Here is a 26,459-nt window from a genome sequence, read left to right on the forward strand (position 1 = left end):
CTCCTTGGAAGGGCCGTAATACCCCCCGCAAGGTCGATTCAAGGTTACGGCACCGGTGGCATCAAGCCGGGATTTACGTCGGACCATGCACGGCCGCGCATGGGGTCGGCGCGCCGCTGCACTCGCTGTCCGGCGGCGACAATCCGCAGGCTCGTTAACGTCTGTCCCTCCACGGCCAGTGGTCTACCAGCGCGCTTCCAGGTGCTTGAACGCGCGTGGCAGCAACACGCCATCGGCATCGAATGCGTCAACGCGGCGTCCGTCCACGCGCACCTCGCGCGGCCGCACGCGGCTGGGCCACCACATCCGCACGGCGGTTCCTGCATGCAGCCCTTCGCCCAGCGTCACCGTCAGCACGCCGTCGCGCTGCCGCGCGTCCAGCTTCAACGTGCCAGAGGCGGTCGGCAGGCGTTCCACCGACAGGCCATCACCCGCAAGCCACGAGGCCGGGGTGCCGGGCAGCAGCGACAGCGCATCGTCGTCCTCGCGCATCAGCATCCCGAACAGGGTGCGGCCATATTCCGCGCCGATCCACGTGTGCGGCATGTCGCCCAGGTAGCGCGGAAAGCGCAACCGCGAGTGCACCACTTCGGCCAGTACCTGCCATTCCAGCGGACGTCGGTCGTGCAGCAGGCCGATCAGCAGTTCGTTGGCCGCCTCGGGCTGGCCGAGGTGCACATAACTGAGCACGTTGCGGATTTCGTAGGGCGTATAGGCATACAGCGCGCCGGGCTGCGCGCGTTTGCGCACATCGTCCAGGTAACGCGCGAAGGAGGTGCGCAGCGCGGCACCGGGCAGCACGTCCTGCGCGCCGGTGGGGTCCAGTGCGATCGAAACACCGGTCGGATCGCCATCACCCAGGTCGGCCGAAGACGGAATGAAGTCGATGCCTTTCCACGCCATCGTGGCGCGGATCGAGGCGGCCACCGCGTCATGCAGCAGGCGGCCCTGTTCGCGCGCCCAGGCGGCGGTTTCCGGGTCACCCAGTGACTCGGCCAGCCATGCACCGTCGTGCCAGCCCTTGATGCCCCAGTAGTCATCCCAGTAACTGTGGGTGGGCGCGGGATAGCCTTCGTGGCTGATCGAGGGGGCCAGGATGCCGGCGAAGCGCTCCGGCGCAGGGTGGCCGGCCATGTAGCCCGGCACCAGCGTGCGCTCGCGCAGCTCCTGCAGGAAACGCATCGCCGCCTTTACCTTGGGCAGGTAGGTACGCACCGATTCGGGGCCGCCATCCAGTCGCGCCACGTCGGCGACCAGGCTGATGTACTGGCCCTGGCTGTCGTATTCGATATCCGAGCCGAAGCCGGTGTTGACGCTGCCGTCGTTGTTGAGGATCGGCGAGACCAGGCCGTTGGCATGCACGCCATGCGCGCTGTACCAGGCCAGGTAATCGCGTGCCACCGAAGCTTCGCCCATGCGCAGCAGCACCGCCGACGTGGCCATGCCATCGCGGATGAACGAGCGGTTGTAGTTGCGCGGGCCGGGCTGCATCGCCGGGCCGGTCTGGTTGATCAGCATGTACGCGGCCTGCGCGCGCAGCATGTCCACCAGCGAATTGTCCGGCAGCCGCAGGCCGACCTGGCCGAGCCGCGCCTGCCAGTCAGCGGATGCGCGTGCGGCAAGTGCATCGAAGCGGGCGTCGGGCTCCTTGGCGGTGTCGGCGAACTGCAGCGGTGGCGCCTGCGGCAGGCTGCCATCGGCGGCCGCTGGCGCGGTGCCCAATGGGAAGGCGACCACGACGGAACTGGATGCGCCGGGCTTCAACACCACGCGGTAGGCGAGGGCGGCTGCGGCGAGGCCGTCGGCATCCTGCGCGCTCTGCGCGTGGGGCAGCCGGCCGCCGGCAATGGCCGCACTGATTTCGCTGCTGCCATCCGCGCCGAACGGTGCCGCGCCGGCTTCGTCCACCGCGGTGAGGGATTGCAGCAGGCGGCGGCCATTCACGCTGACTGTCCGTCCCTCCACGGCGATCTCGCGGATGGGCGACAGGCCGCCGTTCTGCCACGGTGGGTTCATCTGCATCGGGCGCACGGCGAGTGTCAGCGTGCCGTTGATCGCGCTCGTGCCGGTGTTGTGCAGGCGATGACGCACCAGCGTCACCGGCTGCCCGCCGAGTTCAATGGCGAACGCTTCGCTGCGCAGTTCCAGGCCTGGCTGCGGCAGCCAGGACGCCGAGGGCATCGGCTTCCAGCCATCGCGCAGTGCGTGGCGTACCGGTTGCCCCGTGGCGCCCGTGGCGGCGCCGCCGTCAGCGCGCCAGATCGGTTGCACCAACGGAGCCCCCTTGAACGCTTCGATGTTGCCGTACTCATCGAAGATCGATTTCTGCACGCCTGCGTGCACACCTACTGCCGTCCAGTAGGTCTGCTGCAGCAGCAGCGAGGCCGGGGCCAGCGCACGCTGGGCGCCGCTGGCGGCGACCTGGTAACGCTTCATCGGGGTCATCACCGCAGCCGGTCCGAGCAGGCGGATGCGCTGGACCGACGGTGCGTCGCCCTCCACCCGCAGTCGCAGGCTGTGCGCATCCACCGCGGCGTTGCCAGCCAGCCAGCTCTGCTGTCGGCTGCCCGCCTGCGGGTCGCGGGCCAACAGGGTCCACTTGCCGTCTGCGTCCTGCACCTCCAGCTGGGCAGCGCCGTGCACGCTGTCTGCCCAGTCCACCACCAGGCCAGCGGTGGCCAGTGCGCGGGGCAGGCCGATGGCCAGCACATGCCGGCCTTGGGCGTCGCTGGGAATCGTCACCGCGCTGCCGCCCTGCCAGAGTGCGGCGGACGGCGCGGCCGCAAGCCCCGCCACGCGCGCGCTGTCGCGGGTATCCAGCGGTTCCATTTCAAGAATCGATACGCCCCAGTCCGAGGTGCGTTCGGGGCTCGCCACGCGCAGGTAGCGGGCCCGGCGCGGGCCGAAGAACAGGGTCTCGATGCCGCCCAGCGAATCGCCCATTGTGTAAGCCACGTCCCACTGCTTGCCGTCGAGCGAAGTCTGCAGGGTATAGCCCTCCGGATTGGAGACATCCCAGGTGATGCGGACGCCGCCGAGCAGTGCCGGCCGGCCTACATCGATCTGGAACCAGTGTCCAGGGCTGAAGGCGCCGCCAGTGACGGTCTTTGGATCGTTGTCGATCAGGTGGCCGATGGCCATCGTCGCCACCTGCTGCGAGGAACTGCTGGCCTGCCATTGGCTGCGCGGCGCCAGTTCCTGCGCGCTGCAGATCCCGGCCCATGCAAGGGTGGGCAGCAACAGCAGGCGTGCCACGCCCGCCGTCACAGCTCGGATCGTCTTCCTGTTGCCGGCATGCAGCATCATTTTTCCACTCCTCGGCGCATTGGAAACCCCACGGGGTGAGCAGACGCTAACAGGCAGTGGAAGCGCTTTCACGACGCGCTGCGGTAGGCTGCGGTCCCGGCCCAAAGCGGATCAGGAAAGGGGCCGGGGGTGGCAGGCGGTCCGCGTGAGCGGGTGTCGAGAGAAGGCTCGCAGGGGATTGCGCGGACCGCTGGCTGAACGCGCCAGATTGCGCCGTATGTCCATGCGTGCGTGCGAGCGATTTCTGGTAGCCGGGGTGCCGCCGACACCGCATCCTGCGCGGGCTCGGTCGTCCAGCGTGCGGTTGAAGTCAGGCCATAGCCCGCACCTCTCGACGATCCTGAGCCGTGTGTGTCGTAAATGGCTTGTCGGTGAGCCGGTCCATCGGGCCGGGAGCGACCCACGATGTCGCCCGAGGGCTGTTTCTACATCCCGTTTTTCCGCTTCTGGGATAGTGCGGATTCAGACCAGTCCTATGGCGGATTCCTCATGAACCAGGTGCCGATCGTCCACGCAACGGAGATGTTGGCCCGTGCGTTCGGCGTCGTCGCAGCGAGCGTACGGCGACAGTCCAGCGAGAGTGAAGACGTGACGGCGAGGTTCGACGTCGTCGATGTCGCGGGACGACAGTGGCGGCTTGAGGCAGCGCCCGCGCGCCGTCAGGCTGGCCACGACGCATGGCCCCCGGGCGCGACCCGCTGGGGTCGGCATTGGATGCTGAGGGAAGTGCCTGCCGCGCAGGACGGGCAGGGCGGCGCAACGCCGCCGCAACCGGATCGGGTTGAGCCGGCCCCCTCCTGCAGACCGCACGCCTGGGAGTGCGCCGACGGACGCGCGCTGGAGCGGGTAGGCAGCTGGCTCGCGCAGCCGGCCGGCCTGCCGACGGCAACGGATATCCCGGGACAGGCGTTCGTCGACACGTGGCTGAGCAACCGCCAGCAGATCGCCACCATGCACGCGCGTGCCGAAGCGCTGCACGATGCGCTTGCCCGGCATGCGTCGGTAGTGGGCCCGACCCCTGCGGGCGGTGCCGCATCGCGGGTATGCAACGAGGCCTATCGCCACCAGCGCGTGCTGAGGCACCTCGTGGAAACCCAGCAGCTGCTGCTGGGGCCGCAGGCGGCGGTGCACCCGGTTGCGGTACGCCGGCAGGCGCTGCGGCGCCTGAGTGGCCTGTTGGAATCCGAGCGGGCCCGGCTGCTGCAGGAAGATACGTTATGGCAGGCCGGGGCCGGCTGATCCATCGCGCGCGGCGGGGGACTATTCGCCCGGTTTGGCCGCTGCGCTGACGGCCTCGCTTTTTGCGCGTCGCGCCAGTACGGCTTCCCGGTGCGCGATGTAGGCGTTGGAACCGAGAATGATCAGCGCACCGATGACTGTCCAACGATCCAGCGCTTCGCCGAACAGCAGCCAGGCCATCACGCTGACCAGCGGCAACTGCATGAAGCTGATCGGGGTCAGGGCGGAGACTTCTCCAAGCCGCAACGCGCGCGTCCACAGCAATTGCCCCAGCGTGCCCATCACGCCGGTCAGCGCCAGCCACACCCACGCGATGCCGGTGGGCCATTGCCAGACGAACAGCGCCGGTACCAGCGACAGCGGTACCCAGAACACGTAGGTGTAGAACACCACCGTGTCGGCGCTGTCCACGCGCGTAAGCTGCTTGATCTGGATGGCGACCACCGAGCTGAGCACGGCCGCGGCCACCGCCATCAGGCTGCCGGCGCTGAAGCTGCCGGTGCCCGGCCGCACGATCACCAGAACGCCGATGAAGCCGATGATCACTGCGGCCCAGCGCCGCACGCGCACCGTTTCACCCAGCCACAGCACCGCGGCGATGGTGACGAACAGCGGTGTTGAGTAGGACAGGGAGACCGCCTGCGCCATCGGCAGATGGCCCAGCGCCCAGAACGCGCACAGCATCGAGGCCAGGCCGATCGCGCTGCGCAGGAAGTAGCGCGGCAACTGCTGGGTCTTCAGCGGGGCACGGCCCGGGCGCAGCAGCATCGGCAGCAGCGCCACCAGGCCGAACGCATTGCGGAAGAAGGCGACTTCCTGGGTCGGCACGTAGGAGGTGGCGTAGCGGATGGCAAGGGCCATGAAGCCGAATGACAACGTGCTGCCGAGCATCAGCCAGGCCGCGCGCATCGGCGGCGCGCCGGTACTGGACAGCGCGGGGGTCACCACTGCGCGCCGATCAGCCGCGGTTCCGGTTCAATCGCTACCGCGAAGGTTTCCAGCACGGAGGCGGAGATGCGCCTGGCCAGTGCCAGAAGCTCTGCGCCGCTGGCACTGCCATGGTTCACCAGCACCAGCGCGTGGCTGGGTGCGACACCGGCATCGCCCTCGCGGAAGCCCTTCCAGCCGCAGTGTTCGATCATCCAGGCGGCCGATACCTTGCGCTGGTCCTCGCGCTCTGCCGGATACACCGGAAGCTCCGGGAAGGACTGCAACAGGACCTCGACCTGGTCCACCCCGAGGATCGGATTCTTGAAGAAGCTGCCTGCATTGCCCAGCACCTCCGGATCAGGCAGCTTGCGGCTGCGGATGGCGATCACCGCGTTGGCCACGTCCACCGCGCTCGGCGTTTCCACGCCCTGCGCCTGCAGTTCCTCGGCGATGCCGGCGTAGTCCATGCGCAGTTCGTGCAGCAACGGCAGGCGCAGCTCCACGGCCGTGATCAGGTAACGGTCCGGCTGCTGCTTGAACACGCTGTCGCGGTAGCCGAAGGCGCACTGTTCATTGTCCAGCCGCACCCATTGGCCGATCTGGCGATCCCAGGCTTCGACGGCCTGGATGAACTCACCGACCTGGACGCCGTAGGCGCCGATGTTCTGGATCGGCGATGCCCCCACGGTGCCGGGAATAAGCGCCAGGTTTTCCAGTCCGGACAGGCCGTGCTGCAGTGACCACAGCACCAGCTTGTGCCAGTTCACCCCGGCTGCGGCGTGCACCACGGTGTAATCGGCACGGTGTTCCAGGATGTCGATCCCCTGGTTGGCGAACACCAGCACGGTGCCCTCCACGTCGCCGGCCAGCAGCACGTTGCTGCCGCTGCCCAGCACCAGCAACGGGCTTTCGGCAACGGCCGGCAAGGCCAAGGCATCGGGCAGGGTGGCGGAGTCCTGGATTTCCAGCAGCTGCGCGGCCTGCGCCTGCACGTGGAAGGTGTTGAGCGCAAGTAACGAGGCGTTTTCGGTGAGGGTCCAGCCGGTGTTCGCCATCACAGGCCTCCCACCGCACCGCGGCTGGGCGCTTCGCGGCGGCGGCGGATCGCCTCCACGCACTCGGACACCAGCGATGGGCCACGGAACACCAGACCGCTGTAAAGCTGCACCAGCGCGGCACCGGCAGCCATCTTGGCCACCGCGTCGGCACCGGAGCTGATGCCGCCCACGCCAACCAGCGGCATGCTTTCCGGCAGCCGCGCGCGCAGGCGGCGCAGCACCAGCGTGGACTGGTCCAGCAGGGGTGCGCCGGACAGACCGCCGGCTTCGTTGGCCAGCGCGTCGCCCGCGATGTGGCTGCGATCAATGGTGGTGTTGGTGGCGATCACCCCGTCCACCTGCAGCTCGGCGAGCACGCGCGCGGCGGCATCGATATCGCGCTCGTTGAGATCCGGCGCCACCTTGACCAGCATCGGCACGCGCTTGCCGTGCATGCTGGCCAGTTGTTCCTGGCGCTCGCGCAGGCCGGCAACCAGCTGGCGCAGCGCGTTTTCTTCCTGCAGTTCGCGCAGGCCGGCGGTATTGGGCGAAGAGATGTTGACCGTGATGTAGTCTGCCAGCGGGTACACCTTGTCCAAGCAGGCGAGGTAATCGTCCAGCGCCTGCTCGTTGGGGGTGTCCTTGTTCTTGCCGATGTTGATGCCGAGCAGGCCACGGCGGTCACGCGCTGCTTCGACGTTGCGCACCAGTGCATCCACACCGGCGTTGTTGAAGCCCATGCGGTTGATGATGGCGCCATGGTCCGGCAGCCGGAACAGCCGCGGCTTGGGGTTGCCCGCCTGCGGGCGCGGGGTGATGGTGCCGATCTCCACCGAGCCGAAGCCGAGTGCGAACAGGGCATCTATATGCGCGCCGTTCTTGTCCAGTCCCGCCGCCAGGCCGACCGGGTTGGGGAAGGTCAAGCCGAACGCGGGCGTGGGCAGCGGCGCGATACGCGGCGCCACCAGCGGCGTAGTGCCGAAGCGGTAGGCCGTATCCAGTGCGGCCAGGCCCAGGCCGTGGGCGCGTTCGGCATCGAGGGAGAACAGGAAGGGGCGTGCAAGCGAGTACATGGGCAGATCAGTCCAGCGTGCCGAGGAAGGCACGGGTTTGGTATTCAAAAGCAACGTTGCCGTCGACGGCATGCTGGTCGAACAGCGTGCGCAGCGCCGCCAGCATGGCGTCATGCTTCGGTTGGCCGGCGGTGGGGGCGTATGAAGAGGACAGCAGGCGGCCCTTCAGGGCATCGAAGTCCAGCATCTGCACGTTGGAGAAATAGCCGATGGCCTGCAGGCCGCCGGCGAACCACTCGCGCATCTGCTCATCGGTCTGGTAACGCTCGGCCACGGCGCTGTAGTCGGTGCCGAATTCCAGCAGCAGCTGCTCGTAGCCACGCAGGAACGGGGAGGCGTCCAGCAGGCGCGAATTCCAGAACACCAGCACGCGCCCGCCCGGTGCCAGGATGCGTTTCCACTCGCCGCGCACGGCGTCCGTATCGAACCAGTGGAAGGCCTGCGCGGCGCTGACCAACCCGATGCTGGCATCGGCCAGGCCGGTCGCCTCGGCGGTGCCGTCGGCGGCGCGGAAGCGGGGGTACTCCGTGCCCAGCCACTGTTCGGCCGCCGCACGCATGGCCGCGTTGGGTTCCACCGCGATCAGCGGATGGCCAGCGGCCAGCAGGATTTGGCTGGAAATGCCGGTGCCGGCACCGATGTCGGCCACCAGCGCCTCGCGCGGCACGCCCTGTTCGTCGTGCAGCCACCGCAGCAGGGCGGGCGGGTAACCGGGGCGGAAGCGCACGTAGTCTTCGACGCGGTTGGAGAAGCGCGAGGCGGATTCCGGAGTGCTCATGCCCACCTCATGACGAAACGTGGGCCAGCCAGGCCAGGCCGCCGAAGAAGGCGAGGAAGGCGCCGATGGCCAGCACCGCGCCCAGCACCATCAGCCAGCCCAGGATCAGGCCGCCGATGGCCAGTCCGTCGCCATCGAGTTCGTGCGGGCGGCGGCGGATCTCGGCGCGGGCCATGTGCCCGGTGATGATCGCCCCGAGGCTGGCGATGAAGGGCAGCACGGTCCAGCTGCAGATCCCCAGGACCAGGCTGGCGACGGCCAGTCCACTGGTATGACGGTTAGGCACGCTCATGCGGGTCCTCCCTAAAGACCCGGTCATGATAGAGGTTGTGCCTCCATTAGCCCATCAATACCTGCCCACCATCGACATTGAGCACGTGACCGGTGATCCAACCCGCCAGCGGCGAGCACAGGAACAGCGCGGCATGGGCGATCTCTTCGGGCCGGCCGAAGCGGCCGAACGGAATCTTCGCCAGGGTGCCGTGGTACAGGTCCGGATCGTCCACGCGCCGTCGATCCCACAGGCCATCTTCGAATTCGATCGAGCCCGGCGCGATGGCGTTGACCCGGATCCGGTGCGGCGCCAGCGCCAGCGCCTGGCTGGTCGTGTAATGCGACAGCGCGGCCTTGGCCGCTGCGTACGGCGCAGCGCCGGGACGCGGTTGCTGGGCGGCGATGGACGACAGGTTGAGGATGCAGGCATCAGTGGATGCGCGCAGCCAGGGCAGGGCCAGCCGCGAGGCCCGCACCGCTGCCATCAGGTCCACCTGCAGGCTGGCGGCCCAGCCGTCTTCGTCGTCGGCCATGCCATAGCCGGTCGCGTTGTTGACCAATACGTCGATGCCGCCGAGGGCTTCGGCGGCGTGCTGCAGCCACCCACCGATCTGCTCCAGATTGGACAGATCGGCGGCGTGGGTGTGCAACGGCGTGCCCTGGTCCAGGGCATCGCGTGCCAGGTCATCCAGGCCCTGCTGGCCACGCGCGCAGACCGACACCGATGCACCTGCGGCGGCGAAGGCCAGCGCGATGCAGCGTCCGATGCCCTTGCTGCCCCCGGCGATCAACACCCGGCGGCCGGTGAAATCGATCGCCGGCCGGCCGCCGCTCAGGGACGCGGTCTCTGCCATCACAGGTCGAACTTGATGCCCTGGGCCAGCGGCAGCGAATCCGAATAGTTGATGGTGTTGGTCTGCCGGCGCATGTAGACCTTCCAGGCATCCGAACCGGATTCGCGACCACCGCCGGTGTCCTTCTCGCCACCGAAAGCGCCACCGATTTCCGCGCCCGAGGTGCCGATGTTGACGTTGGCGATGCCGCAGTCACTGCCGGCCGCGGACAGGAAGCGCTCGGCCACCTTCAGGTTGGTGGTGAAGATCGATGAGGACAGGCCCTGCGGCACGCCGTTCTGCATCTCGATCGCTTCGTCCAGGGTGCTGTACTTCATCACGTACAGGATCGGGGCAAAGGTTTCGTGCTGCACGACTTCATCGCTGTTCTTCAGGCCGGTGACGATGGCCGGCAGCACGAAATTGCCGGCGCGGTCGATGCGGGTACCGCCGGTCTGCACGGTGCCGCCGCTGGCCTTGGCCTTTTCGATGGAGGCCAGGAACTGCTGCACGGCGCCGTCGCTGTTGAGCGGGCCCATCAGGTTGGCCGGGTCGGTCGGATCGCCGATCTTGCCTTCCACCTGCTTGTACGCCTTGACCAGCGTGGCCAGCACGTCGTCATGGATGGATTCGTGCACGATCAGCCGGCGGGTGGTGGTGCAGCGCTGGCCGGCGGTGCCGACCGCACCGAACACGATGCCCGGGATCGCCAGCTTCAGGTCGGCGGTCTCCTCCAGGATGATCGCGTTGTTGCCGCCCAGTTCCAGCAGGCAGCGGCCCAGGCGGTGGGCGACCTTCTCGGCGACGGTGCGGCCGACCTGGGTCGAACCGGTGAAGCTGATCAGCGGCACGCGCTTGTCGGCCACCATCTTTTCCGACAGCGCGGTGCCGGCATCGTTGATCAGGAAGAACAGGTCCGGGAAGCCGGCTTCGCGCAGCGCTTCATTGCAGATGCGCATGGAGGCGATCGCGGTCAGCGGGGTCTTGTTGGACGGCTTCCACAGGCAGATGTCGCCGCAGACGGTGGCCAGGAACGCATTCCACGCCCACACCGCGACCGGGAAGTTGAACGCGCTGATGATGCCGACCAGGCCCAGCGGCTGGTACTGCTCGTACATCCGGTGGCCCGGACGCTCCGAGTGCATGGTGTAGCCATACAGCATGCGGCTCTGGCCCACGGCGAAGTCGGCGATGTCGATCATTTCCTGCACTTCGCCGTCGCCTTCCGGCTTGCTCTTGCCCATTTCCAGGGCGACCAGCGAACCCAGCGCATCCTTGTTGGCGCGCAGGGCTTCGCCGCACAGTCGCACCGCTTCGCCACGGCGCGGGGCCGGGGTGGTGCGCCAGGTCTTGAAGGCTTCCTGCGCCCGCGCGATCACGGTTTCGTATTCGTCGGCGGTGGTGGCGCGGACCTGGGCGATGGCTTCACCGGTGGTCGGGTTGACCGGGGTGATCAGCTCGCCGCCGGTGGCGGTGGACCACTCGCCGTTGCCCAGATAGGTACCGGCGTTGATCGCATCCAGGCCCAAGGCCTTGAGCAGCTTGGCAGACATGCAGACTCCCTCTTTTCGCGTTGTATTGGGGCGGCCGCGGGCCCTGCGGGCAGCGGCGCACTGAGCCGGAGATGGTAGCAGAGGGGCCGGCGAGGGCATGGTGCGCTGCGGTGGGGCGGGGCGTCCCCGGTGGGGCCGAGCCATGCTCGGCGGGCGCCGTTGGGCGATGGCTGGTGGAGCGCGCGGCTGGTGGGGCCCGGGCCCGGTGGGTGACGACCGTTGGTCGTCACGCTGTTGCCGTCGGCGGTCCTCCCGCCGCTGCGCTCGCCGAGCGTGGCTCGGCGCTACGTGGTGTGGTCTTGGCTGGACCAGTCCGGCTGATCGCGGTGCCAGCGCCACGCGCTTTCAATGATCGGCGCCAGCTCGGTCCAGCGCGGTACCCAGCCCAGTTGCGCCCGCGCCTTCTCACTGGAGGCCACCAGGCTGGCCGGGTCGCCGTCGCGGCGCGGCGCCACCTCGAACGGCACCGGCTTGCCGGACACCTCGGCCGCCGTCGCGATGACTTCGCGCACAGAGAAGCCCCGGCCGTTACCCAGGTTGAACGCATGCGCCCCGTCATTGGCTTCCATGAAGCCCAGGGCCAGCGCATGCGCCTGGGCAAGGTCCTGCACGTGCACGTAATCCCGCACACAGGTGCCATCCGGGGTCGGGTAATCGTCGCCGAACACCTTCAGCGCCGGACCATCGCCCAAGGCGGCCTTCAGCACATTCGGGATCAGGTGGGTCTCGCACAGGTGCGCTTCGCCGATGCCCTGGTCGGGCAGGGCGCCGGCGGCGTTGAAGTAGCGCAGCGACACCGAGCGCAGGCCGTAGGCGGTGGCCGCGTCGGCAAGAATCCGCTCGGCCATCAGCTTGCTGGCGCCGTAGGGGTTGATGGGGGCCTTGGGATGCTCTTCGTCGATGAGGTCTGCGACGGGGTTGCCGAAAATGGCTGCGGTGGAGGAAAACACGATGCGTTGGACGTCATGCCGCTGCATCGCCTCAAGCAGGTTGATGGTGCCGGTGACATTGTTGCGATAGTAGGCGTTGGGCTGTCGGACTGACTCCCCGACCAGCGAACGTGCGCAGAAATGAATGACCGCATCGAAGCGGCGTCCCTTCAATGCCTGATCCAGTGCGCCGGGGTCGAGCAGATCTGCGTGGATGAACTCGCCCCAGTGCACTGCGCCGCGGTGGCCGGTGGAGAGATTGTCGAGCACGGTCAAATTGTGGCCGTGGTCGCTGAGCCAGTGGGCCATATGGCTGCCGATGTAGCCGGCGCCGCCGCAGATGAGGACGTTTTTCATGGGTTGCCTATCGAAGTTGCGGGCCACGCCTGGGCCTCCGCGTGCGAGCCGCCCATGCTAGCAGGGGCGGATCGCGAACGATCCGATTCGGCAGGCGGCACGTGACGTGCCGCGTCACTTTAGAGTGATGCGTGTCAATTATCTGGCGCAACGATGGTCGTTTCGATGGTAGATGTGACCCAGTTCACCAATCTGCTGCGATCTGGTACACGCCAAGTCTGGTACATTTACGTCACTTATTGACGCCCAAAGCGATCATCAAACGTAACTGTGCTGGCAGGGGAGGCCGGTGCGCTGGAGTATGTTGTGCGGGCAGACGCCGAAGAAGGAAAGACCGACGTGCTACATGGATCCGTAGAGGGTTTGGCGCCAGCGCATCCGCAGCCGCGCCGGGTCGAGGCGCGCGCTGCACTGGAGCTGGTTCTCCGGCTCGCTGATCTGCTGGCCATTCCGGGCGCAGCCGTCGTCTCCCACCTTGTCCGCTTCGGCTTCGCGGCACCTTCCACTTCACAGCGCGTGGTCTTCGGCGCGGTCCTGCTGAGCACGATGGTGTGTTTCTCCGTGGCGCCGATGTATCGCCAGTGGCGTGCCCGCGGCCTGCTGGCCGACCTTTGGTTACTGCTGCTGGCCTGGACAGCGGTCTTCGGCCTTTTCTCCATGTATGCCGTGCTGGTGGACATGACCGACTCGGTGCCCACCACATGGTTGGTCGGCTGGTACGCGATGGGGCTGGCGGCGATGACCACCACCCGCGTCGGGTTGCGGGTGCAATTGCATCGTCTGCGGGCACGCGGGCTGGATCGCGAGCGCGTACTACTCGTAGGCCTCCGCGCGCCATCGCTGAAGCTGCACCGACTGCTGCGGGGCAAACCGGAAATGGGCAAGGAGGTCATCGGTTACTTCTCCAGCCCCGGCGATATTCCAACCCGCCGCCGCGCCGACGTTCCGCGCTTCCTCGGGGGGATTGAAGACCTGCCGCAGTACATGGACCTGCATCGCGGCGAATTTGACCAGGTATGGGTGTCCCTGCAGATGGGCAGCGGCCCGCAGATCAAGGACATGCTGAAGAAGATCGAGCGCTTTCCGGTGCCGGTCCGCATCATCCCGGACATCAGTGGTTACGGCACGCTCAACCCGGGTGTCCATCTGGTCGGCAACGTGCCGATGATCGGTGTGCGGCAGGGCTTGCCGGACCAGCATTTCAGGCTGGTGAAGCGGATCGAGGACCTGCTGGTGGCCGGCATCGCGGTGGTGTTGCTGGCGCCTGTGTTCGCGGTGCTGGCGGTCGGCGTGAAGCTGAGTTCGCCGGGCCCGGTCCTGTTCCGCCAGCGCCGGCATGGGCTCGGCGGAAAGGAATTCTGGATGTTGAAATTCCGCTCCATGCGCGTGCATGCCGAGACCCCGGATACCATCACGCAGGCAACCCGCCACGATCCGCGCATCACCCGTTTTGGTTCCTTCCTGCGCCGCAGCAGCCTGGATGAGCTACCGCAGTTCTTCAATGTGCTCGGCGGCAGCATGTCGGTGGTTGGGCCGCGCCCGCACGCGATCCAGCACAACAACCACTATGAAAAGCTGATCGGGCGTTACATGCACCGTCATTATGTCAAGCCGGGCATTACCGGGTGGGCCCAGGTGCATGGGTTGCGTGGCGAAACGCCGGAGCTGCGCTCGATGAAGAAGCGCGTGCAGTACGACATCGACTACATTCGTCGATGGAGTCCGACGCTGGACGTGCGCATCATCGCGTTGACGGCGTTCAAGGTGTTGGGGCAGAAGTCGGCTTACTAGGCCGGCTTGCTGATGCATCCTGGCCGGCCGCTGCGCTACCCTGTGCGTTGATGGCGACAGGTACCAGTTGTGTTCAAGAATATTCTTTTCGTGTGCGTGGGAAACATCTGCCGCAGCCCTTCGGCGGAGGTCATGCTGCGCGACCTGGTGGCCGGCAAGGGCATCGCGGTGTCTTCTGCGGGGCTGGGGGCGCTGGTCGACCATGGCGTCGATCCCACGGCACAGGCATTGCTGCTCGAGCACGGGCTCGATGGCAGCAGCCACCGTGGCCGGCAGATCAGTGGCAGCATCCTCGGCCAGGCTGATCTGGTATTGACGATGGAACGCAAGCACGTCCGCCGCATCACCGAGATCGCACCGGAAGCCTCGGGAAAGACCTTCCTGCTGGGCAAGTGGCAGCAGGACCGTGAGATTCCCGATCCGTATCGTCAGCAGCGCGCCGCCTTCGAGCATGTGTACAAGCTGATGGCCGAAGGCGTGCAGAGCTGGGTCAAGTACCTGTAGCGCGCGTGGGTGTGCCGCGGCAGTGCCGACCCTGGCCGGCACGTCACCCGGTCAGTCGGTGATCGACTTCAGGTTGTCATAGAAGAAGCGCTCGTCGCGCTCGCCGGTCACGTTGTACAGCGAGTACTTGCGTGACAGCATCGCGCCACCGTCGCGGATCAGCGGGTTCCAGTTGATCGCCGCACGCGCGCGGGTGGAGCGGGGCAGGACGTGGTCGAACGGGATGCTGAAGTAGAGCCCCTTGTCGAAGCTGCCTTCGCCGAAGTCCGCGGCCGACACATCGGTCTTGGTCGCGTACGCGCCCATGGTCACGCCGTTGTCGAACACGCGCGCGATGTTCACCGTGGCGCCATAGTCACCGGCCAGGTAGCGGCCGACCGACATCGAGCCGACGATGCGTTCGCGTGCATCAAAGGCGTAGTACAGCGTGGCATGGCCGGTGGTCATGCGGTAATCGCGCAGGCCCCAGTGCTGGTCGAAGTCGCGCTGCTGCACGCGGTTGATGTTCACCCCGACAGCCCAGGGCTGGTCCATCGGGCGGTACAGCAGCTCACCGCCGACGCCGGCATACATCCATTCCAGGTAGCCGGCGTACGCCATGCCGTAGACATCGCGACCGAAGCGGTGGGCGAGGTTGAGCTGCAGGTTGGGCAGGGTCACGTCATTGTCGACCATGTAGCGACGCAGGTCGGTACGCACGCGGGGCAGCCGGCTGGGCGCGTTGTACTTGAACTTGTCGTAGTTGTTCAACAGGTCCGCGCTCACCGTCCCGGTCAGCCACATGTCCGGGCGGAAGAAGAAGCTGCCCGAATAGTTCGCCGCGACCTGGTACAGGATGAAGCCGTCCGGGCCACCGAGATTCTGCCGGTAACCCAGGCTGAAGCCGCCGCCGTACGGGCTGTGCGGGGCGCGGTAGAGCACCTCGCGGTCCACTTCGGCAGGTGCCTGCAGATCAGTGCTGCGCCGTAGGACATCGTCCTCGACCGTGCCGTCCAGGTTGCCCAACAGCGCATCACGCTTGACGGACATGTCCACGATCGGCATGCCCAGTCGGGTGGTGCGCAAGGTGTACCAATCGTAGTCCTCGCCCGTCGTACTGGACAGGATACGGCCTGCCCGACCGAGGCCCTTGGCCGGACTGAAGTAACGCACCTGGTAGCCGTCGACGAACAGTTCGCTGCCACGGCGGGAAATCTGGTCCACGCGGAAGCCGGCGTTGTCGCGCAGCTGCGATGAAACGGTTGCCCAGTCGGGCTCCACCCCACCGGAAGCGCCGGTTTCAGGCCCGTCGGCGGCCAACGCCAGGGCAGGGGCCTGGGCGGCCTTGGCGCCCTGCGCGGCGGCTGCGGCCGGGTTGATCGGCGGGGGATCAAACGGCTTGGGCGCCGCGGATGCGCCGCCGGGATTGCCGCGCAGCGTAAGCGAGAACATCGCCGCGTCGCCGCGCTCCCACGCCGCCGTCAACTCGACATTGCGGTTGGGAACGTAGACGAGGCCGACATTGATCGGCGTGCGCTGGGTCAGGTTGTTGTTGCGCGGTTCCCGCTTGTAGTCGTTGCCGTCGTATTCCACTTTCACCAGCAAGGCATCCCACGGTGTCTGGTAGGTAAGACCACCAAAGATGCCGACCGGGCCGCGGAACATGTTGCTGACGCCGAACTTGCCGGCCTGGGCAATGGCGCTGGTGGCGATCGGACGACGGTCCTTGAACCGGTCATCGATGATGCCCAGCGGGTTGGAGAAGTCGCCACGGTTGCCCAGGTAGCCGGTCGCCAGGCCCAGCGAGGCGTCGACGGGGCCGAAGTTCTTGCTGGCCACCAGGTATTCACTGGAGAAGAAGCCGGTGCCGCCGATGTCGCGCACGCCGAACGCTACGTCCGGCATCCAGCGCGATTCCTGCCACAGACGCAGCTTGAAATCGATCGACTTGTCCTTGTAGTTCTGGTCGCCGGCAATGTTCGGGCCATAACGGATATTGGACACGTTGATGTAGCGGAATGTTCCTTCGAGCCAGCTGAACGGCTGCAACGTGACGTTGTAGCGGCTGTAGGGAGAGTTGTGCGACGCGGTGAAGGCGATGTCGCCCGCGGTGTTCATGCGCGCAGTGGGGGTCTGCAGCAGCCCGCTGCCACCCCATTCGCTCGCGGTGACCGGTGGTGCCTGCTGCGCGTGAAGCGCGGTGGACAGGCACATCGCCAGCAGGCTCACGGCGAGGGTGGCGGGCCCACGGGCGGGCAGGGGTTTTGCGGAAACGGTCATCAAGGATCGACAGGTTGCGTGGCGATGAACGAAGCAAAGTCTTCGTTGAAGGAGGTGTCGATGTGCTTCATCGCCGACTCGCGTACTGGCACGTAGATCGTGCCGCCGGCGGCCACGGGCTGCGGATCGGCACGGTTCCACGCCGCGATGCCCAAGGCCTGCACCAGCCCGTCCGGCTGCACCACGTTCAGCGTGTCCGGATCTGCGGCATTGGAAACAGGGCAGCGCGCCAGATAGGCCTTTGCATCCTGCAGCGGCTGGTGAGGCAGCGTGCAGGGCTGGATCACGGCGCCGACGACGTGCACGGTCTGCGGACGCAGGGGGATGATGATGCTGTCCCCCTGCCTGGCGACGGGATTGTTGGGCGGCTGCACCTGCATCAGGCGGCGATCCAGCACCAGCCGCACGCGGCCGGTTGCCGGATGTACTTCCAGCCACTCGTGCAGTAGTTCGCCTGCTGCCCGCACATCGAGGTTTTCATGCTGCGGCAACTGACTCAGCGTATGCAGCAGGCCGGCGCGCTGGCGCAGCTGGTCCTGCCTTTCTTGTTCGCGCTGCAGGCTGCTGCCGAGCAGGTAGGCCGCAGCGCTGGGGCGCGCTGCGTTGAGCACGTCGGAGATGCGTCCACCCGCCTGCACCTGGACGGTACCGGCTGCCTCGACCGCGCCCTGCACGCTGACTTCGGACACACCCGGGATCGGTGATGCGGCCCACAGGCAGGAAGAGCAGGCCAGGAGTACAAGCGTTGCCGCACTGCGAAACATCATCATTCAGTCCTGCGCCGTGCGGTAGGGTTTGAGCTGGGTGAGTTCCACGGCATAGCCGGGCGCCAGGTGCTGGCGACTCTTCCAGATGAAACCGGTCGTCGCATCCGCCCAGTACAGGTTGGTGGCACCGATGCCCCCGCCTTGCAGCTGTTCTTCGAAACGCACCAGCTGCATCTGCCTGCCGAGGATTTCCACCTTGTCCGTGCCGTGGCGGGTGAGTGTCCCCGTGACCGGCACCGACACCGCATAGGCGGGGGTTGCGTCGTACTGGCGCTGCACCTTCACCGGCGTGGTGACCTTCGCGAGGTCGTGGAACGGCGAATCGCCGACGATGCGGCTGGCGATCTGTCGACCGTTGCCGGACGTCGAGGTCACCAGGCCATCGCGGTCCAGGTGGAACACCGCTTCCCTTCCTGCGTACCAGACCTGCTGCCCATCATCGACATAGCCGAGCACCATGACCGCGCTCATGTCCGGGGCGCGCAGCTGGATCTGCGGATAGCGGTTGGCGGCGACCTGCGCAGGTGTGGCTTCAACGTCACGGTTGAAAAGCAGCCGGAACGAATCGCTGGTGGAGCGACTGGCCGATGTACAGGCGGCCAGCGCGAACACCAGCGCAGATCCGGCGACAAGCGGTCCGATGGCGCGCCAGCTGCGCAAGGCAGCGCGCTGCGAGGCCTTACGGGCCATCATGTCAGTTGCTTCCGACTTCGTTTTCCGTCCGCGCGGCGGTGTACAGGATGCTGGTGAACGGCAGGAGCTGGTTGACGAAGCGGTTCCAACGGGTAACCCCGGCTGCACCGATGAACACGACATCGCCCGGCTGCAGCATGAACTGGCTGCCCACGGCAAAGGCGGTCGGCGAACGTGCCTCCAGCTGGTAGACCATCGACGGTTCGGCGATCAGGTCGTGCGAACCGCGGATCACGTACACGGCGTTGCCGTTGGCAGTGGCCTGGGTCAAGCCGCGTGCCCGGCCCAGGGCCTGGTTGAGCGAGACGTCGCCGGTGCGGAAGCTGTACGCACCCGGAAGGTTCACTTCGCCAACAACGAAGATTTCCTTGCGGTCCAGGTAAGGCACGAAGATCGAATCGCCGTCCTTCAGGTACAGCTGGCGGCCGCCGTATTGATTGGCCAGTGTTTCCAGGTTGATCGTATAGGTGACCCCTGCGCGGCTAAGACGCACACCGGACAGGTCGGCCTGGGTGGGGTTGAGGCCGCCCTGGCTGATCGCATCGGCAAGTGTCAGCGGTGAGGTGCCCAGTGAGATCGGCGTGGAGCGTTCAGCGGCGCCGGTAACCCAGATGCGCTGGCTGCCGTAGTTGAGCACCGACACGTCAACCTGCGGTGACTCGATGTATTTGGCCAGGCGCTGGGTGATTTCCTCGCGCAATTGCACGGGCGTCCTGTCGCGGGCAACCACCTTGCCGATGTAGGGATAGAAGAACGACCCATCACTCTGCACCAGGCGCCCGGCAAGATTGCCCTGCTGCTGCGAGCCTGCCGGCACCGTCAGTTCCGGGTGATCCCAGACGGTGACATACAGAACGTCACCAACCCCAACGCGATAATCCTGCGGCTGGTAGTCGAACAGATCGGCCGGCAGTACCTGCTCGGCCTGCGTTGCGCGGTCCATGGCGATCAGCTTCGGCGTGATCGTGACCATTTCCAGGCGGCCGTCGTCGCTGCGCTGCGAGCGCGATACATCGCTCTGCCGCAGGTGCTGCCCGGGGGCCAGCAGGCAGCCGGAGAGAGTGGCGGACGCAAGGAGGGCGACAGCAAGGCAGGAGAGCTTGGTTTTCATGGATCTATCTGGTTCCAGCAGGCAAAAAAAACCCTCGCCAAGCATTGCCCGGCGAGGGCTGGGATTCAAGCGGGCTGCGGATCAGCCGCCAGTGCCACCGGTACCGCCAGTGCCGCCGGTGCCACCCGTACCGCCGGTGCCACCACCGCCGTCGCCGCCACCACCGCCACCGCCGCCGCCAGCATCATTCTCACCGCTGGAGCTGTCGCCGCCGATGCTGTAGAGGACCGCACCGGTTGCGATCGCTGCCACAACGGTGCTGGCGATGGCGACCGTCGAGTAGCCGCCGGCTTCTGCGCCTGCAACTTCGGCGCTGGTGGTGGTCGAGGACTGCTCAACCTGTGCATCCTGAGCCAGGACGGGGGAAGACAGGCCGACGAGGGCCAGTACTGCAAAGATCTTCTTCATAAAACGGGGTCTCCTACTCCGTCTGGGGGGATTTGAACACCCCTATGGTCAGGGCATGCGGGATGGCTGTCAAGGCAATCACGACATGAAAGGCCTATGGCGTCAGCATTTTACGTTGCAATGTGACGGACTTCTCATGCAGCGCGCTTCGCACGTAGGCCTTCTTCGCTCCTGACAGCGCGGTGGCCAGACGCACCACGGCCTCGTGCGTAGTCGCCTGGGGAAAGGCAACCGGCATGAACGCGCCTGCGATGAGCGCGGCGGCAAGCCATCTGGGCGATGCGGGGGCGGTCGCGTCAAGCCGTCGCAATGTCCATGCCGAGCCCAACGCGCCGAGCAGCCATCCGCTCGCTACTTCCGACCAGGAATGCGCGTTCAGCGGCAAGCGCGAGTAAGCAATGACCGCTGCGAGCAGCAAGCCGGCCACTGCGACCCAGGGCGCGCTACGCCTTGGCATGCAAACCGCGAGCAGCACCGGCCATATAGAAGCGGAAACGGCTGCGTGGCCGCTGATGCCGGTGAAATCAAGGCGCGCCGAACCGATGCCCCAGCCGAGGAAGGCCAGTTTGGAGGCCAATACCATGGCGCCGATGACGCAGAGCGTGACCGCCCATCGCAGGTGCCAGCGGCTGGCCCGATGCCAGCCCATGACAATCAGGACCAGCGCTGCCGGTACGAGTAAACGGCTGTCGCCCAGGATTGAAAGGAGGTGCCACGTGGACGGCATGCAGGGGAGGCACCGGGTGGGGTGGCACAGAATACGGCGCAGTTGCACCGCCCAGCTGACCATAGCCCTTACGTGGTAGTCCTGCGTGCGCTCAGGCTGTATCCTTCACACCCTCGATCTGGCCCCGTAGCTCAGCTGGATAGAGCGTCCCCCTCCTAAGGGGAAGGTCGCCCGTTCGAATCGGGCCGGGGTCACCAGAATCAGAGCATTACGCCGAGTGGTGTGGTCGTAAATGCAATGTTTCGCTACGTTTTGGATCGCCTCTGGCACAGTTGGCACAGAGGCTCATGGTCGCCGACGGCACGCATTCTGATGTTGTCGCAACTCGCATGCTTTTGCTGCGCATCTCCGCCTCTGCACTTACCCTTTCCGATATCGATTCCGATACCGAAGGGGCGGATTTCGTTGATCTGATCAACCTCGGCCGTAGTTGCCTGGCTTTCATGAGCAGCCAGAATGCGGCATCCCCGCTTACGTAGGGGACGCGATGACCGACGTTGCCGCCATTCCCACCTCCCGGCAGCCAGCATCGGGTGTGGGAACTGTCCGGGTTGGCGGAATGTCGGGAACGGCGCCAGGCCAGATGCGGGCGTATCGCAGTGATACGGTCAGGGCATGAGCATCTTCGGCGGCATCCTGTCCTTCGGCATCGCGCTGGCTGTCTTCAGTTTGTTGTTCGCCGTCTTGATGACTTTCACGGCCCTCATCATTGGAAGGGTGAGAGCAGCGATGCTGGCTGTTGCCGCCCTGTTCCGAGGGGTGGGCGAAGAACCCTACATGGACAACGTTTGCCCAGATTGCAGGGGAGTGGAAGGGTGTACGCCGCATTGCCCCGGAAGCGCGGCCGATGATGCCGCTTCGCCTGCAAGGACGACTGAGCAGACTGGACAAGGCTTCAAGGCCCTTTCGCGCTTTGACCGCAGGAAGTAGCCGACTGCAGGTGACCGACTGACGGGGCGCAGCGTAGCGCCCGGCCGCCCGTGGTTCCAGCGCCATCCGGCGCCAACGAACGTTTTACACAGCAGGAAGAAGCACTGGATACAGTGCGCGATCACTCAGGGGATTGGCCATGCAGCACCGACGTAACCGGCGATGGATCAGCTGCGGCATCACCCTTGCGGCGCTGCTGCTGGCACCGCTCGCCGTCGCCGCGCAGGCCATGACGGCAGAAGGACCGGTGGTCGACATGGCGGCGGTGCAGGTCACCGGCGAGCAGCCCGGTCCGGGGCTATGGAAGGTGAGCAACACGCAGGGCCACGTGCTGTGGCTACTGGGTACGGTGGCGCCGTTGCCGGCCGGCGTGACCTGGCGTTCGGACCAGGTGCAGCAGGTCATCGCCACCTCCGACCACGTGCTCGGTCCGCCTGGCTGGACGCCGGACGTCAAGCTCGGCCTGCTGCGCGGCCTTACCCTGCTGCCGCTTGCGATGAAGACCGCCAGGGATCCACAGGGGCGCACCCTGCAGCAGATCGTGGCGCCTGAAACCTACGCGCGCTGGCTGGGCTTGAAGGCCACCTATCTTGGCCGCGATGGCGGGGTGGAGAAGAAGCGCCCGATGATTGCTTCGGGCGAGCTGTACATGGCCTTCCTCAAGCGCCAGGGCCTGCGCGACAGCGGGCAGGTCAACGAAGCCCTTGAGCGTGCCTACAAGGCCAACAAGCTGGAGCCGGAAGAGGCGCGGGTGAAGCTTCCCATTGCCGATGCGCGGGGCGCCCTGAAGGAATTGCAGGGTACCGAGGTGGACGACCGGGCCTGCTTTGAGCGCACCCTGGATACGGTGGAATTCCAGGCCCCGGTCCTGCGCGAGCGTGCCAACGCGTGGGCATCGGGGGATATCGGGGCCCTGCGCCGGCTGGCCGTGATGTCCATGGCGCGCACCTGCCGGGACGTGGTGCAGGATTCGGCATTCGCGCGCAGCCGCGGTTGGAACGACTTGCCGCAGCAGGCGCGCACGCAGTGGGTGGGCCTGGCCGAAAAGGCGCTGACCCAGCATGCGACCACGTTCTCCACGGTACCGGTCAGCCTGCTGCTGGGCCCGGAGGATTACCTCGGTGCGTTGCGCGCACGCGGCTATGAGATCGAGCCGCCGCCGGAATGACCTTCTGACGCTGACGCGCGTAGCGCTCAGCGCAGCGGCATGCGCAGGGTGAAGGTGGTCCCGATAGCCTCGCCGGACTGCACGGTCAGTGCGCCGCCATGCGAAACGGCGATCTGCGAAGCGATGTACAGGCCCAGGCCCAGGCCGGAATCCAGCCGCTGGTCGTCGGTGCGGTGGAAGGGCTCGAACAGGGTCTTCATCGACGCCTCGGCAATCACTCCTTCGTTGCGCACTTCCAGCACCAGCACGGTGTCGTCGGCGTGCCCGCGCAGTGTGATCGGATGGCCCTTGCGGCCGTGGATGGCCGCGTTGATCAGCAGGTTGCTGACCAGTTGCGAAAGGCGGTCCGCATCACAGGTCACCACCTCGGGCAGTGCCAGTTCAACGACCAACGGGCAACCGGGATAGGGGGCCAGTGCCTGCTCGGCGGTGTTGGCCAGCAGCGCAGACAGGTCACGCCAGGGCCGCACGCGCAGGGCGATGCCCGAGCCCAGCCGACCGCGTGCGAAATCCAGCGTCACATCGATCAATTCCGCCATCCGGTCCGCGCTGTCGTCCAGGTGCCGCAGCAGGCTCTGCTGCGCCTCGCTGGTGGCCGACAAGGACAGCAGGTCGGAGGTGACCCGGATCGCCTGCAGCGGGTTGCGCAGGTCATGGGCCAGCACGGCGATGAACTCCTCGCGCTCCTTGCCTTCCTGGCGCAGCGCGCTGTTGAGCACTTCGGAGGCCTGCAGGCGGCTTTCGGGGGACGCGTTCGGATCCCGCTTGTCGCCGTCGTGGTGATCATCGGTGTCGTGCGCTTCCGCCGCGCCGATCTGCTCGGCCACCACCGCACCCAGCGCACGCATGGCGTGCACGATTTCATCGGTTATCACGCGCGGCTCGGGATCCAGCGTGCACAGCGTGCCGAACACCCGCCCATCGGCCAGTACCACCGGCACCGAGATGTAGCTGCGGAAGCCATGCAGGGCCGGGATTGGACTGTCGCAGCGCTTCTGGTCCTGGCGGCAATCGCCGAACCAGATCGCTTCCCCGGTCGCGGTCACGTCGCGGCAGAAGGTGTTGATCAGATCCAGCCGAAGGCCGGCGGAGATGCCGAGCCCAGCGCGGTCCAGTGCGTGCACGGCGCGCCATTGCTGCTCACCGACCTCGCCGATCAGCGCCACACGCATGCCGCTTACCGCACAGGCAAGTTCGAGGCAGGAATGGAACGAGGGCAGGCGACCTTCCTTGGTGGATCTGTCATGCATAGGGCGGGGCATGTCGTTTCAGGAACACTGGGCCGAATGTCAGCCGCGATGGGTCGATTGTGACATTGCCATTCGTATCCCGTTATCTGGCGTTGCGCCGCATCCTTAACCGTTCATACGATTGGGTTCGGCTTGCTTGGCGCTCGGGTGTCGACGCTATCAACGATCAGCGCCATGCCGGAGTGGGTAGTAAAGGCACGTTCCGCCGCCTGGAAACTCAGTCGCGTCTGATGGGCTGGGTGCGTCGAAGGCTGCACGCTGGCGCCGCGACATCTGACACCCCGTTGGCATGGAGTTTCGCCATGGAATACATGATCGCGCTGTTGAAAGAAATGGCGCTTGTCCCGGTAACCCTTCTGCCGATCATCAATCCGCTGAGCATCGCCTCGATATTCGTCTCCACCGTTGGCAACAAGCACACCCTGGCGCGCGTGCTGGCGCGCCAGATCGGGATGAACGTGGCGTGGGTGATCATTGCCTCGATGCTGGTCGGCACCTACGTGCTGACCATCTTCGGCATTTCGCTGGCGGTGGTGCGTTTCGGTGGCGGTCTGCTGGTGGCGGCCAGTGCCTGGCGCATGCTGGCGCCGCGCCCGGATACCTCACCGACGGTGCAGGAGACCGAGGCGGCGGGTATTGCCGACAATCAGTTGATGCAGCGCAGTTTCTATCCGCTGACGTTCCCGCTGACCACTGGCCCGGGTGTGATTTCCGCCTGCATCACCTTGGGCGCGCACGGGGAATCGATGAATCCGCTGCACTTTCTTTCCGGCGCGATCGTCGCGGTCGGCGGCGCACTGATGGTGGCAGTGGTGATCTACCTGATCTTGCGCAATTCGATCGTGGTGGTCACCCGCCTGGGGCCCTCAGGCGCGGTGGTGATGCAGCAACTGGTTGCCTTCGTGCTGTTGTGCATCGGCATCCAGCTGGTGTGGTCGGGCTGGCTGGACCTGAGCGCAGCCCATTGAAAGGGAGCGGCCGCTCAACGTGCGGTCAGCAGCTCCACCAGCTGCCGCAGCCGATACGGCTTGGGCAGGAATTCCACGTGCCCCGGCAACGGCGGCAGCTGCGAACGCGCATAGCCGGAAGACAGGATCATCCGTGCGCCTGGCTGGGTACGGGCAACGTGTTCACTGAGCTCGATCCCGGACATCCCGTTGGGCATGCTGACATCGCTGAACACCACATCGTATTGATGCTCGCCAGCCATCATCGCCAGCGCTTCGTGGCCATCGGCGGTGGTATCGACGTTGATGCCCAGGTCCTGCAGGGCCAGGCCGATCATGTCGCGCAGGTCTTCCTGGTCTTCGACCATGAGTACGCGGATGGAATCAGTCATTGGCGGGAACCTCCAGGGCAGGCAGCAGCAGGCTGACCGTCGTGCCACCACCTTCGGTGCTGGACACATCGACGAAACCGCCGCATTGGGTGATGAAACCGAACACCTGGCTCAGGCCCAGACCGCTGCCCTTGCCGATGTCCTTGGTCGTGAAAAATGGCTCGCTGGCCCGGGCGGCGACGTCTGGCGCCATGCCGTGGCCTTCATCCTGCACGCGGATGGCGACGAAATTCCGGTACGTGGGCGTGTCGGCCTGGGGGTCCAGGCGACGCTCGATGTCGCCAATGATACAGATCCGGCCGCCATTGGGCATGGCATCGCAGGCATTGCCGACCAGGTTGGACAGCGCCGCCTCCAGTTGCCCGGGATCCAGCAGCACGTCCGGCAGGTCGCTGCGCAGCTGCAGGCTGAGCGAATGATGGGCCAGGCAGCGCTGCTGGAGCGCGGCCATCGCCGGTTGCAGCCAGTTCGCGGTGGTGACGCGTTCGCGTACCAGTGTCTGGCCAGCACCGAAGGCAAGCAGCTGCCGGGTCAGCAGCGCGCCACGGTCGGCCGCGGCCTGCGCATTGCCGATCAGGCGTTCGGTGGTTTCATCTGAAGCGCAACGCAGGGCGATCAGGTCCAGCGCATTGTGTATGGTGGTCAGCAGGTTGTTGAACTCGTGCGCCAGCCCGCGGCTGAGCTGGCTCACTTTTTCGAACTGCTGGGTGCTGGCGAGCGCCCGCTGCGCATCACGCAGCAGCACCTGCGCCTGGTAGCTTTCGGTGATATCGCGGGTCACCTTGACGAAGCCGACGAGGTGCTCGGCTTCATACACCGGTTCGATGACCACGCTGGCGCGGAAACGGCTGCCGTCACTGCGCACGCGCCAGCCCTCACCGGCATAGCGGCCTTCGCTGGCGGCGATGGCAAGCGAGCGCTCGGGCTCGCCGGCATCGCGGTCGTCGGGGCAGTGGAAACGGCTGAAATGGGTGCCGATCACTTCCTCGGCGCTGTAGCCCTTGATCCGCTGCGCGCCAGGATTCCAGGTGCACACCACGCCGTCCGGATCCATCAGGTACAGGGCATGGTCAGTGACGCTCTCGATGAGGAGCGTCAACTGTCTGGACGTATCTGTCTGAGCGGTGAGCTTGGAGACGGCGTTTACCACGGGACTGCGCTGAAACCCCTGAGGCCGGTGACGCTAGAAGCGACAGTGTGAAGG

The 26,459-nt window shown here is 66.3% G+C and carries 24 protein-coding genes and 1 tRNA gene; 7 read left to right on the top strand and 18 right to left on the bottom strand.

The window, feature by feature from the left end:
- Positions 1-183 precede the first annotated feature (183 nt).
- Complete coding sequence (locus tag CXG43_RS05610; RefSeq protein ID WP_232767624.1) at positions 184-3,306, bottom strand: discoidin domain-containing protein; 3,123 nt, start codon at positions 3,304-3,306, stop codon at positions 184-186.
- A 405-nt stretch (positions 3,307-3,711) separates the two neighbouring features.
- On the opposite strand from CXG43_RS05610, the gene CXG43_RS19055 reads away from it, so the two are divergent.
- On the top strand, positions 3,712-4,545 hold the full coding sequence (locus CXG43_RS19055; RefSeq protein ID WP_157825199.1) for a hypothetical protein: 834 nt from the start codon (positions 3,712-3,714) through the stop codon (positions 4,543-4,545).
- A gap of 21 nt (positions 4,546-4,566) precedes the next feature.
- On the opposite strand, the gene CXG43_RS05620 is transcribed toward CXG43_RS19055, so the two are convergent.
- From CXG43_RS05620 to galE, 8 genes are all read right to left on the bottom strand, one after another.
- Complete coding sequence (locus CXG43_RS05620; RefSeq protein ID WP_101099191.1) at positions 4,567-5,454, bottom strand: DMT family transporter; 888 nt, start codon at positions 5,452-5,454, stop codon at positions 4,567-4,569.
- A gap of 32 nt (positions 5,455-5,486) precedes the next feature.
- The gene (gene murB, locus CXG43_RS05625; protein WP_101099060.1) at positions 5,487-6,530 is read right to left on the bottom strand and encodes a UDP-N-acetylmuramate dehydrogenase; all 1,044 of its coding nucleotides are present in this window, start codon (positions 6,528-6,530) and stop codon (positions 5,487-5,489) included.
- Positions 6,530-7,585, bottom strand: coding sequence for a quinone-dependent dihydroorotate dehydrogenase (locus CXG43_RS05630; protein WP_101099061.1), 1,056 nt, complete (start codon positions 7,583-7,585; stop codon positions 6,530-6,532). The genes murB and CXG43_RS05630 overlap by 1 nt, the downstream gene beginning before the upstream one ends.
- 7 nt (positions 7,586-7,592) lie before the next feature.
- On the bottom strand, positions 7,593-8,363 hold the full coding sequence (locus tag CXG43_RS05635; protein WP_101099062.1) for a class I SAM-dependent methyltransferase: 771 nt from the start codon (positions 8,361-8,363) through the stop codon (positions 7,593-7,595).
- 7 nt (positions 8,364-8,370) lie between these two features.
- Positions 8,371-8,655 carry a DUF4190 domain-containing protein gene (locus tag CXG43_RS05640; RefSeq protein ID WP_042612490.1) on the bottom strand — a complete coding sequence of 95 codons (285 nt, stop codon included), beginning with the start codon at positions 8,653-8,655 and terminating at the stop codon, positions 8,371-8,373.
- A gap of 46 nt (positions 8,656-8,701) precedes the next feature.
- A complete protein-coding gene (locus CXG43_RS05645) occupies positions 8,702-9,490 on the bottom strand; it encodes an SDR family oxidoreductase (protein ID WP_101099063.1) in 789 nt (262 codons plus the stop codon).
- Positions 9,490-11,022: an aldehyde dehydrogenase family protein gene (locus tag CXG43_RS05650; RefSeq protein ID WP_101099064.1), complete on the bottom strand. Its 1,533-nt coding sequence runs from the start codon at positions 11,020-11,022 to the stop codon at positions 9,490-9,492. Before CXG43_RS05650 ends, CXG43_RS05645 begins: the two co-directional genes overlap by 1 nt.
- Positions 11,023-11,306: 284 nt before the next feature.
- Complete coding sequence (galE, locus tag CXG43_RS05655) at positions 11,307-12,308, bottom strand: UDP-glucose 4-epimerase GalE (RefSeq protein ID WP_101099065.1); 1,002 nt, start codon at positions 12,306-12,308, stop codon at positions 11,307-11,309.
- A gap of 339 nt (positions 12,309-12,647) precedes the next feature.
- On the opposite strand from galE, the gene CXG43_RS05660 reads away from it, so the two are divergent.
- Together CXG43_RS05660 and CXG43_RS05665 are read left to right on the top strand one after the other, a co-directional pair.
- A complete protein-coding gene (locus tag CXG43_RS05660; protein ID WP_101099192.1) occupies positions 12,648-14,099 on the top strand; it encodes an undecaprenyl-phosphate glucose phosphotransferase in 1,452 nt (483 codons plus the stop codon).
- A 69-nt stretch (positions 14,100-14,168) separates the two neighbouring features.
- Positions 14,169-14,603, top strand: coding sequence for a low molecular weight protein-tyrosine-phosphatase (locus tag CXG43_RS05665; protein ID WP_101099066.1), 435 nt, complete (start codon positions 14,169-14,171; stop codon positions 14,601-14,603).
- Positions 14,604-14,654: 51 nt separating this feature from the next.
- On the opposite strand, the gene CXG43_RS05670 is transcribed toward CXG43_RS05665, so the two are convergent.
- From CXG43_RS05670 to CXG43_RS05695, 6 genes are all read right to left on the bottom strand, one after another.
- Positions 14,655-16,862 carry a YjbH domain-containing protein gene (locus CXG43_RS05670; protein ID WP_101099067.1) on the bottom strand — a complete coding sequence of 736 codons (2,208 nt, stop codon included), beginning with the start codon at positions 16,860-16,862 and terminating at the stop codon, positions 14,655-14,657.
- Positions 16,862-17,629, bottom strand: a complete 768-nt coding sequence (locus CXG43_RS05675; protein ID WP_157825178.1) for a capsule biosynthesis GfcC family protein — start codon at positions 17,627-17,629, stop codon at positions 16,862-16,864. Before CXG43_RS05675 ends, CXG43_RS05670 begins: the two co-directional genes overlap by 1 nt.
- A 3-nt stretch (positions 17,630-17,632) precedes the next feature.
- Positions 17,633-18,322 carry a YjbF family lipoprotein gene (locus CXG43_RS05680; RefSeq protein WP_232767630.1) on the bottom strand — a complete coding sequence of 230 codons (690 nt, stop codon included), beginning with the start codon at positions 18,320-18,322 and terminating at the stop codon, positions 17,633-17,635.
- Between the two features lies 1 nt (position 18,323).
- Positions 18,324-19,433, bottom strand: coding sequence for a polysaccharide biosynthesis/export family protein (locus CXG43_RS05685; RefSeq protein WP_101099069.1), 1,110 nt, complete (start codon positions 19,431-19,433; stop codon positions 18,324-18,326).
- 81 nt (positions 19,434-19,514) lie between these two features.
- Positions 19,515-19,841, bottom strand: coding sequence for a hypothetical protein (locus CXG43_RS19275; protein WP_192083724.1), 327 nt, complete (start codon positions 19,839-19,841; stop codon positions 19,515-19,517).
- Between the two features lie 94 nt (positions 19,842-19,935).
- On the bottom strand, positions 19,936-20,568 hold the full coding sequence (locus CXG43_RS05695) for a phosphatase PAP2 family protein (RefSeq protein WP_157825177.1): 633 nt from the start codon (positions 20,566-20,568) through the stop codon (positions 19,936-19,938).
- A 120-nt stretch (positions 20,569-20,688) separates the two neighbouring features.
- On the opposite strand from CXG43_RS05695, the gene CXG43_RS05700 reads away from it, so the two are divergent.
- From CXG43_RS05700 to CXG43_RS05715, 3 genes are all read left to right on the top strand, one after another.
- Positions 20,689-20,765, top strand: a tRNA-Arg gene (locus CXG43_RS05700).
- Positions 20,766-21,183: 418 nt separating this feature from the next.
- A complete protein-coding gene (locus tag CXG43_RS05710) occupies positions 21,184-21,498 on the top strand; it encodes a hypothetical protein (RefSeq protein ID WP_101099072.1) in 315 nt (104 codons plus the stop codon).
- Positions 21,499-21,637: 139 nt separating this feature from the next.
- Entirely contained in the window at positions 21,638-22,666 is a 1,029-nt protein-coding gene (locus CXG43_RS05715; RefSeq protein WP_101099073.1) for a TraB/GumN family protein, read from the top strand.
- A 26-nt stretch (positions 22,667-22,692) separates the two neighbouring features.
- On the opposite strand, the gene CXG43_RS05720 is transcribed toward CXG43_RS05715, so the two are convergent.
- On the bottom strand, positions 22,693-23,928 hold the full coding sequence (locus CXG43_RS05720) for a GAF domain-containing sensor histidine kinase (protein ID WP_101099074.1): 1,236 nt from the start codon (positions 23,926-23,928) through the stop codon (positions 22,693-22,695).
- Between the two features lie 290 nt (positions 23,929-24,218).
- Between CXG43_RS05720 and CXG43_RS05725 the strand changes: the two genes are divergently transcribed.
- Positions 24,219-24,884, top strand: coding sequence for a MarC family protein (locus tag CXG43_RS05725; RefSeq protein ID WP_157825176.1), 666 nt, complete (start codon positions 24,219-24,221; stop codon positions 24,882-24,884).
- A 14-nt stretch (positions 24,885-24,898) separates the two neighbouring features.
- On the opposite strand, the gene CXG43_RS05730 is transcribed toward CXG43_RS05725, so the two are convergent.
- Together CXG43_RS05730 and CXG43_RS05735 are read right to left on the bottom strand one after the other, a co-directional pair.
- Entirely contained in the window at positions 24,899-25,255 is a 357-nt protein-coding gene (locus CXG43_RS05730) for a response regulator (RefSeq protein ID WP_101099076.1), read from the bottom strand.
- Positions 25,248-26,354, bottom strand: a complete 1,107-nt coding sequence (locus tag CXG43_RS05735; protein ID WP_232767631.1) for an ATP-binding protein — start codon at positions 26,352-26,354, stop codon at positions 25,248-25,250. Before CXG43_RS05735 ends, CXG43_RS05730 begins: the two co-directional genes overlap by 8 nt.
- Positions 26,355-26,459 lie beyond the last annotated feature (105 nt).

Source organism: Stenotrophomonas sp. Bg11-02 (assembly GCF_002836635.1).
Taxonomy (GTDB): domain Bacteria; phylum Pseudomonadota; class Gammaproteobacteria; order Xanthomonadales; family Xanthomonadaceae; genus Stenotrophomonas; species Stenotrophomonas lacuserhaii.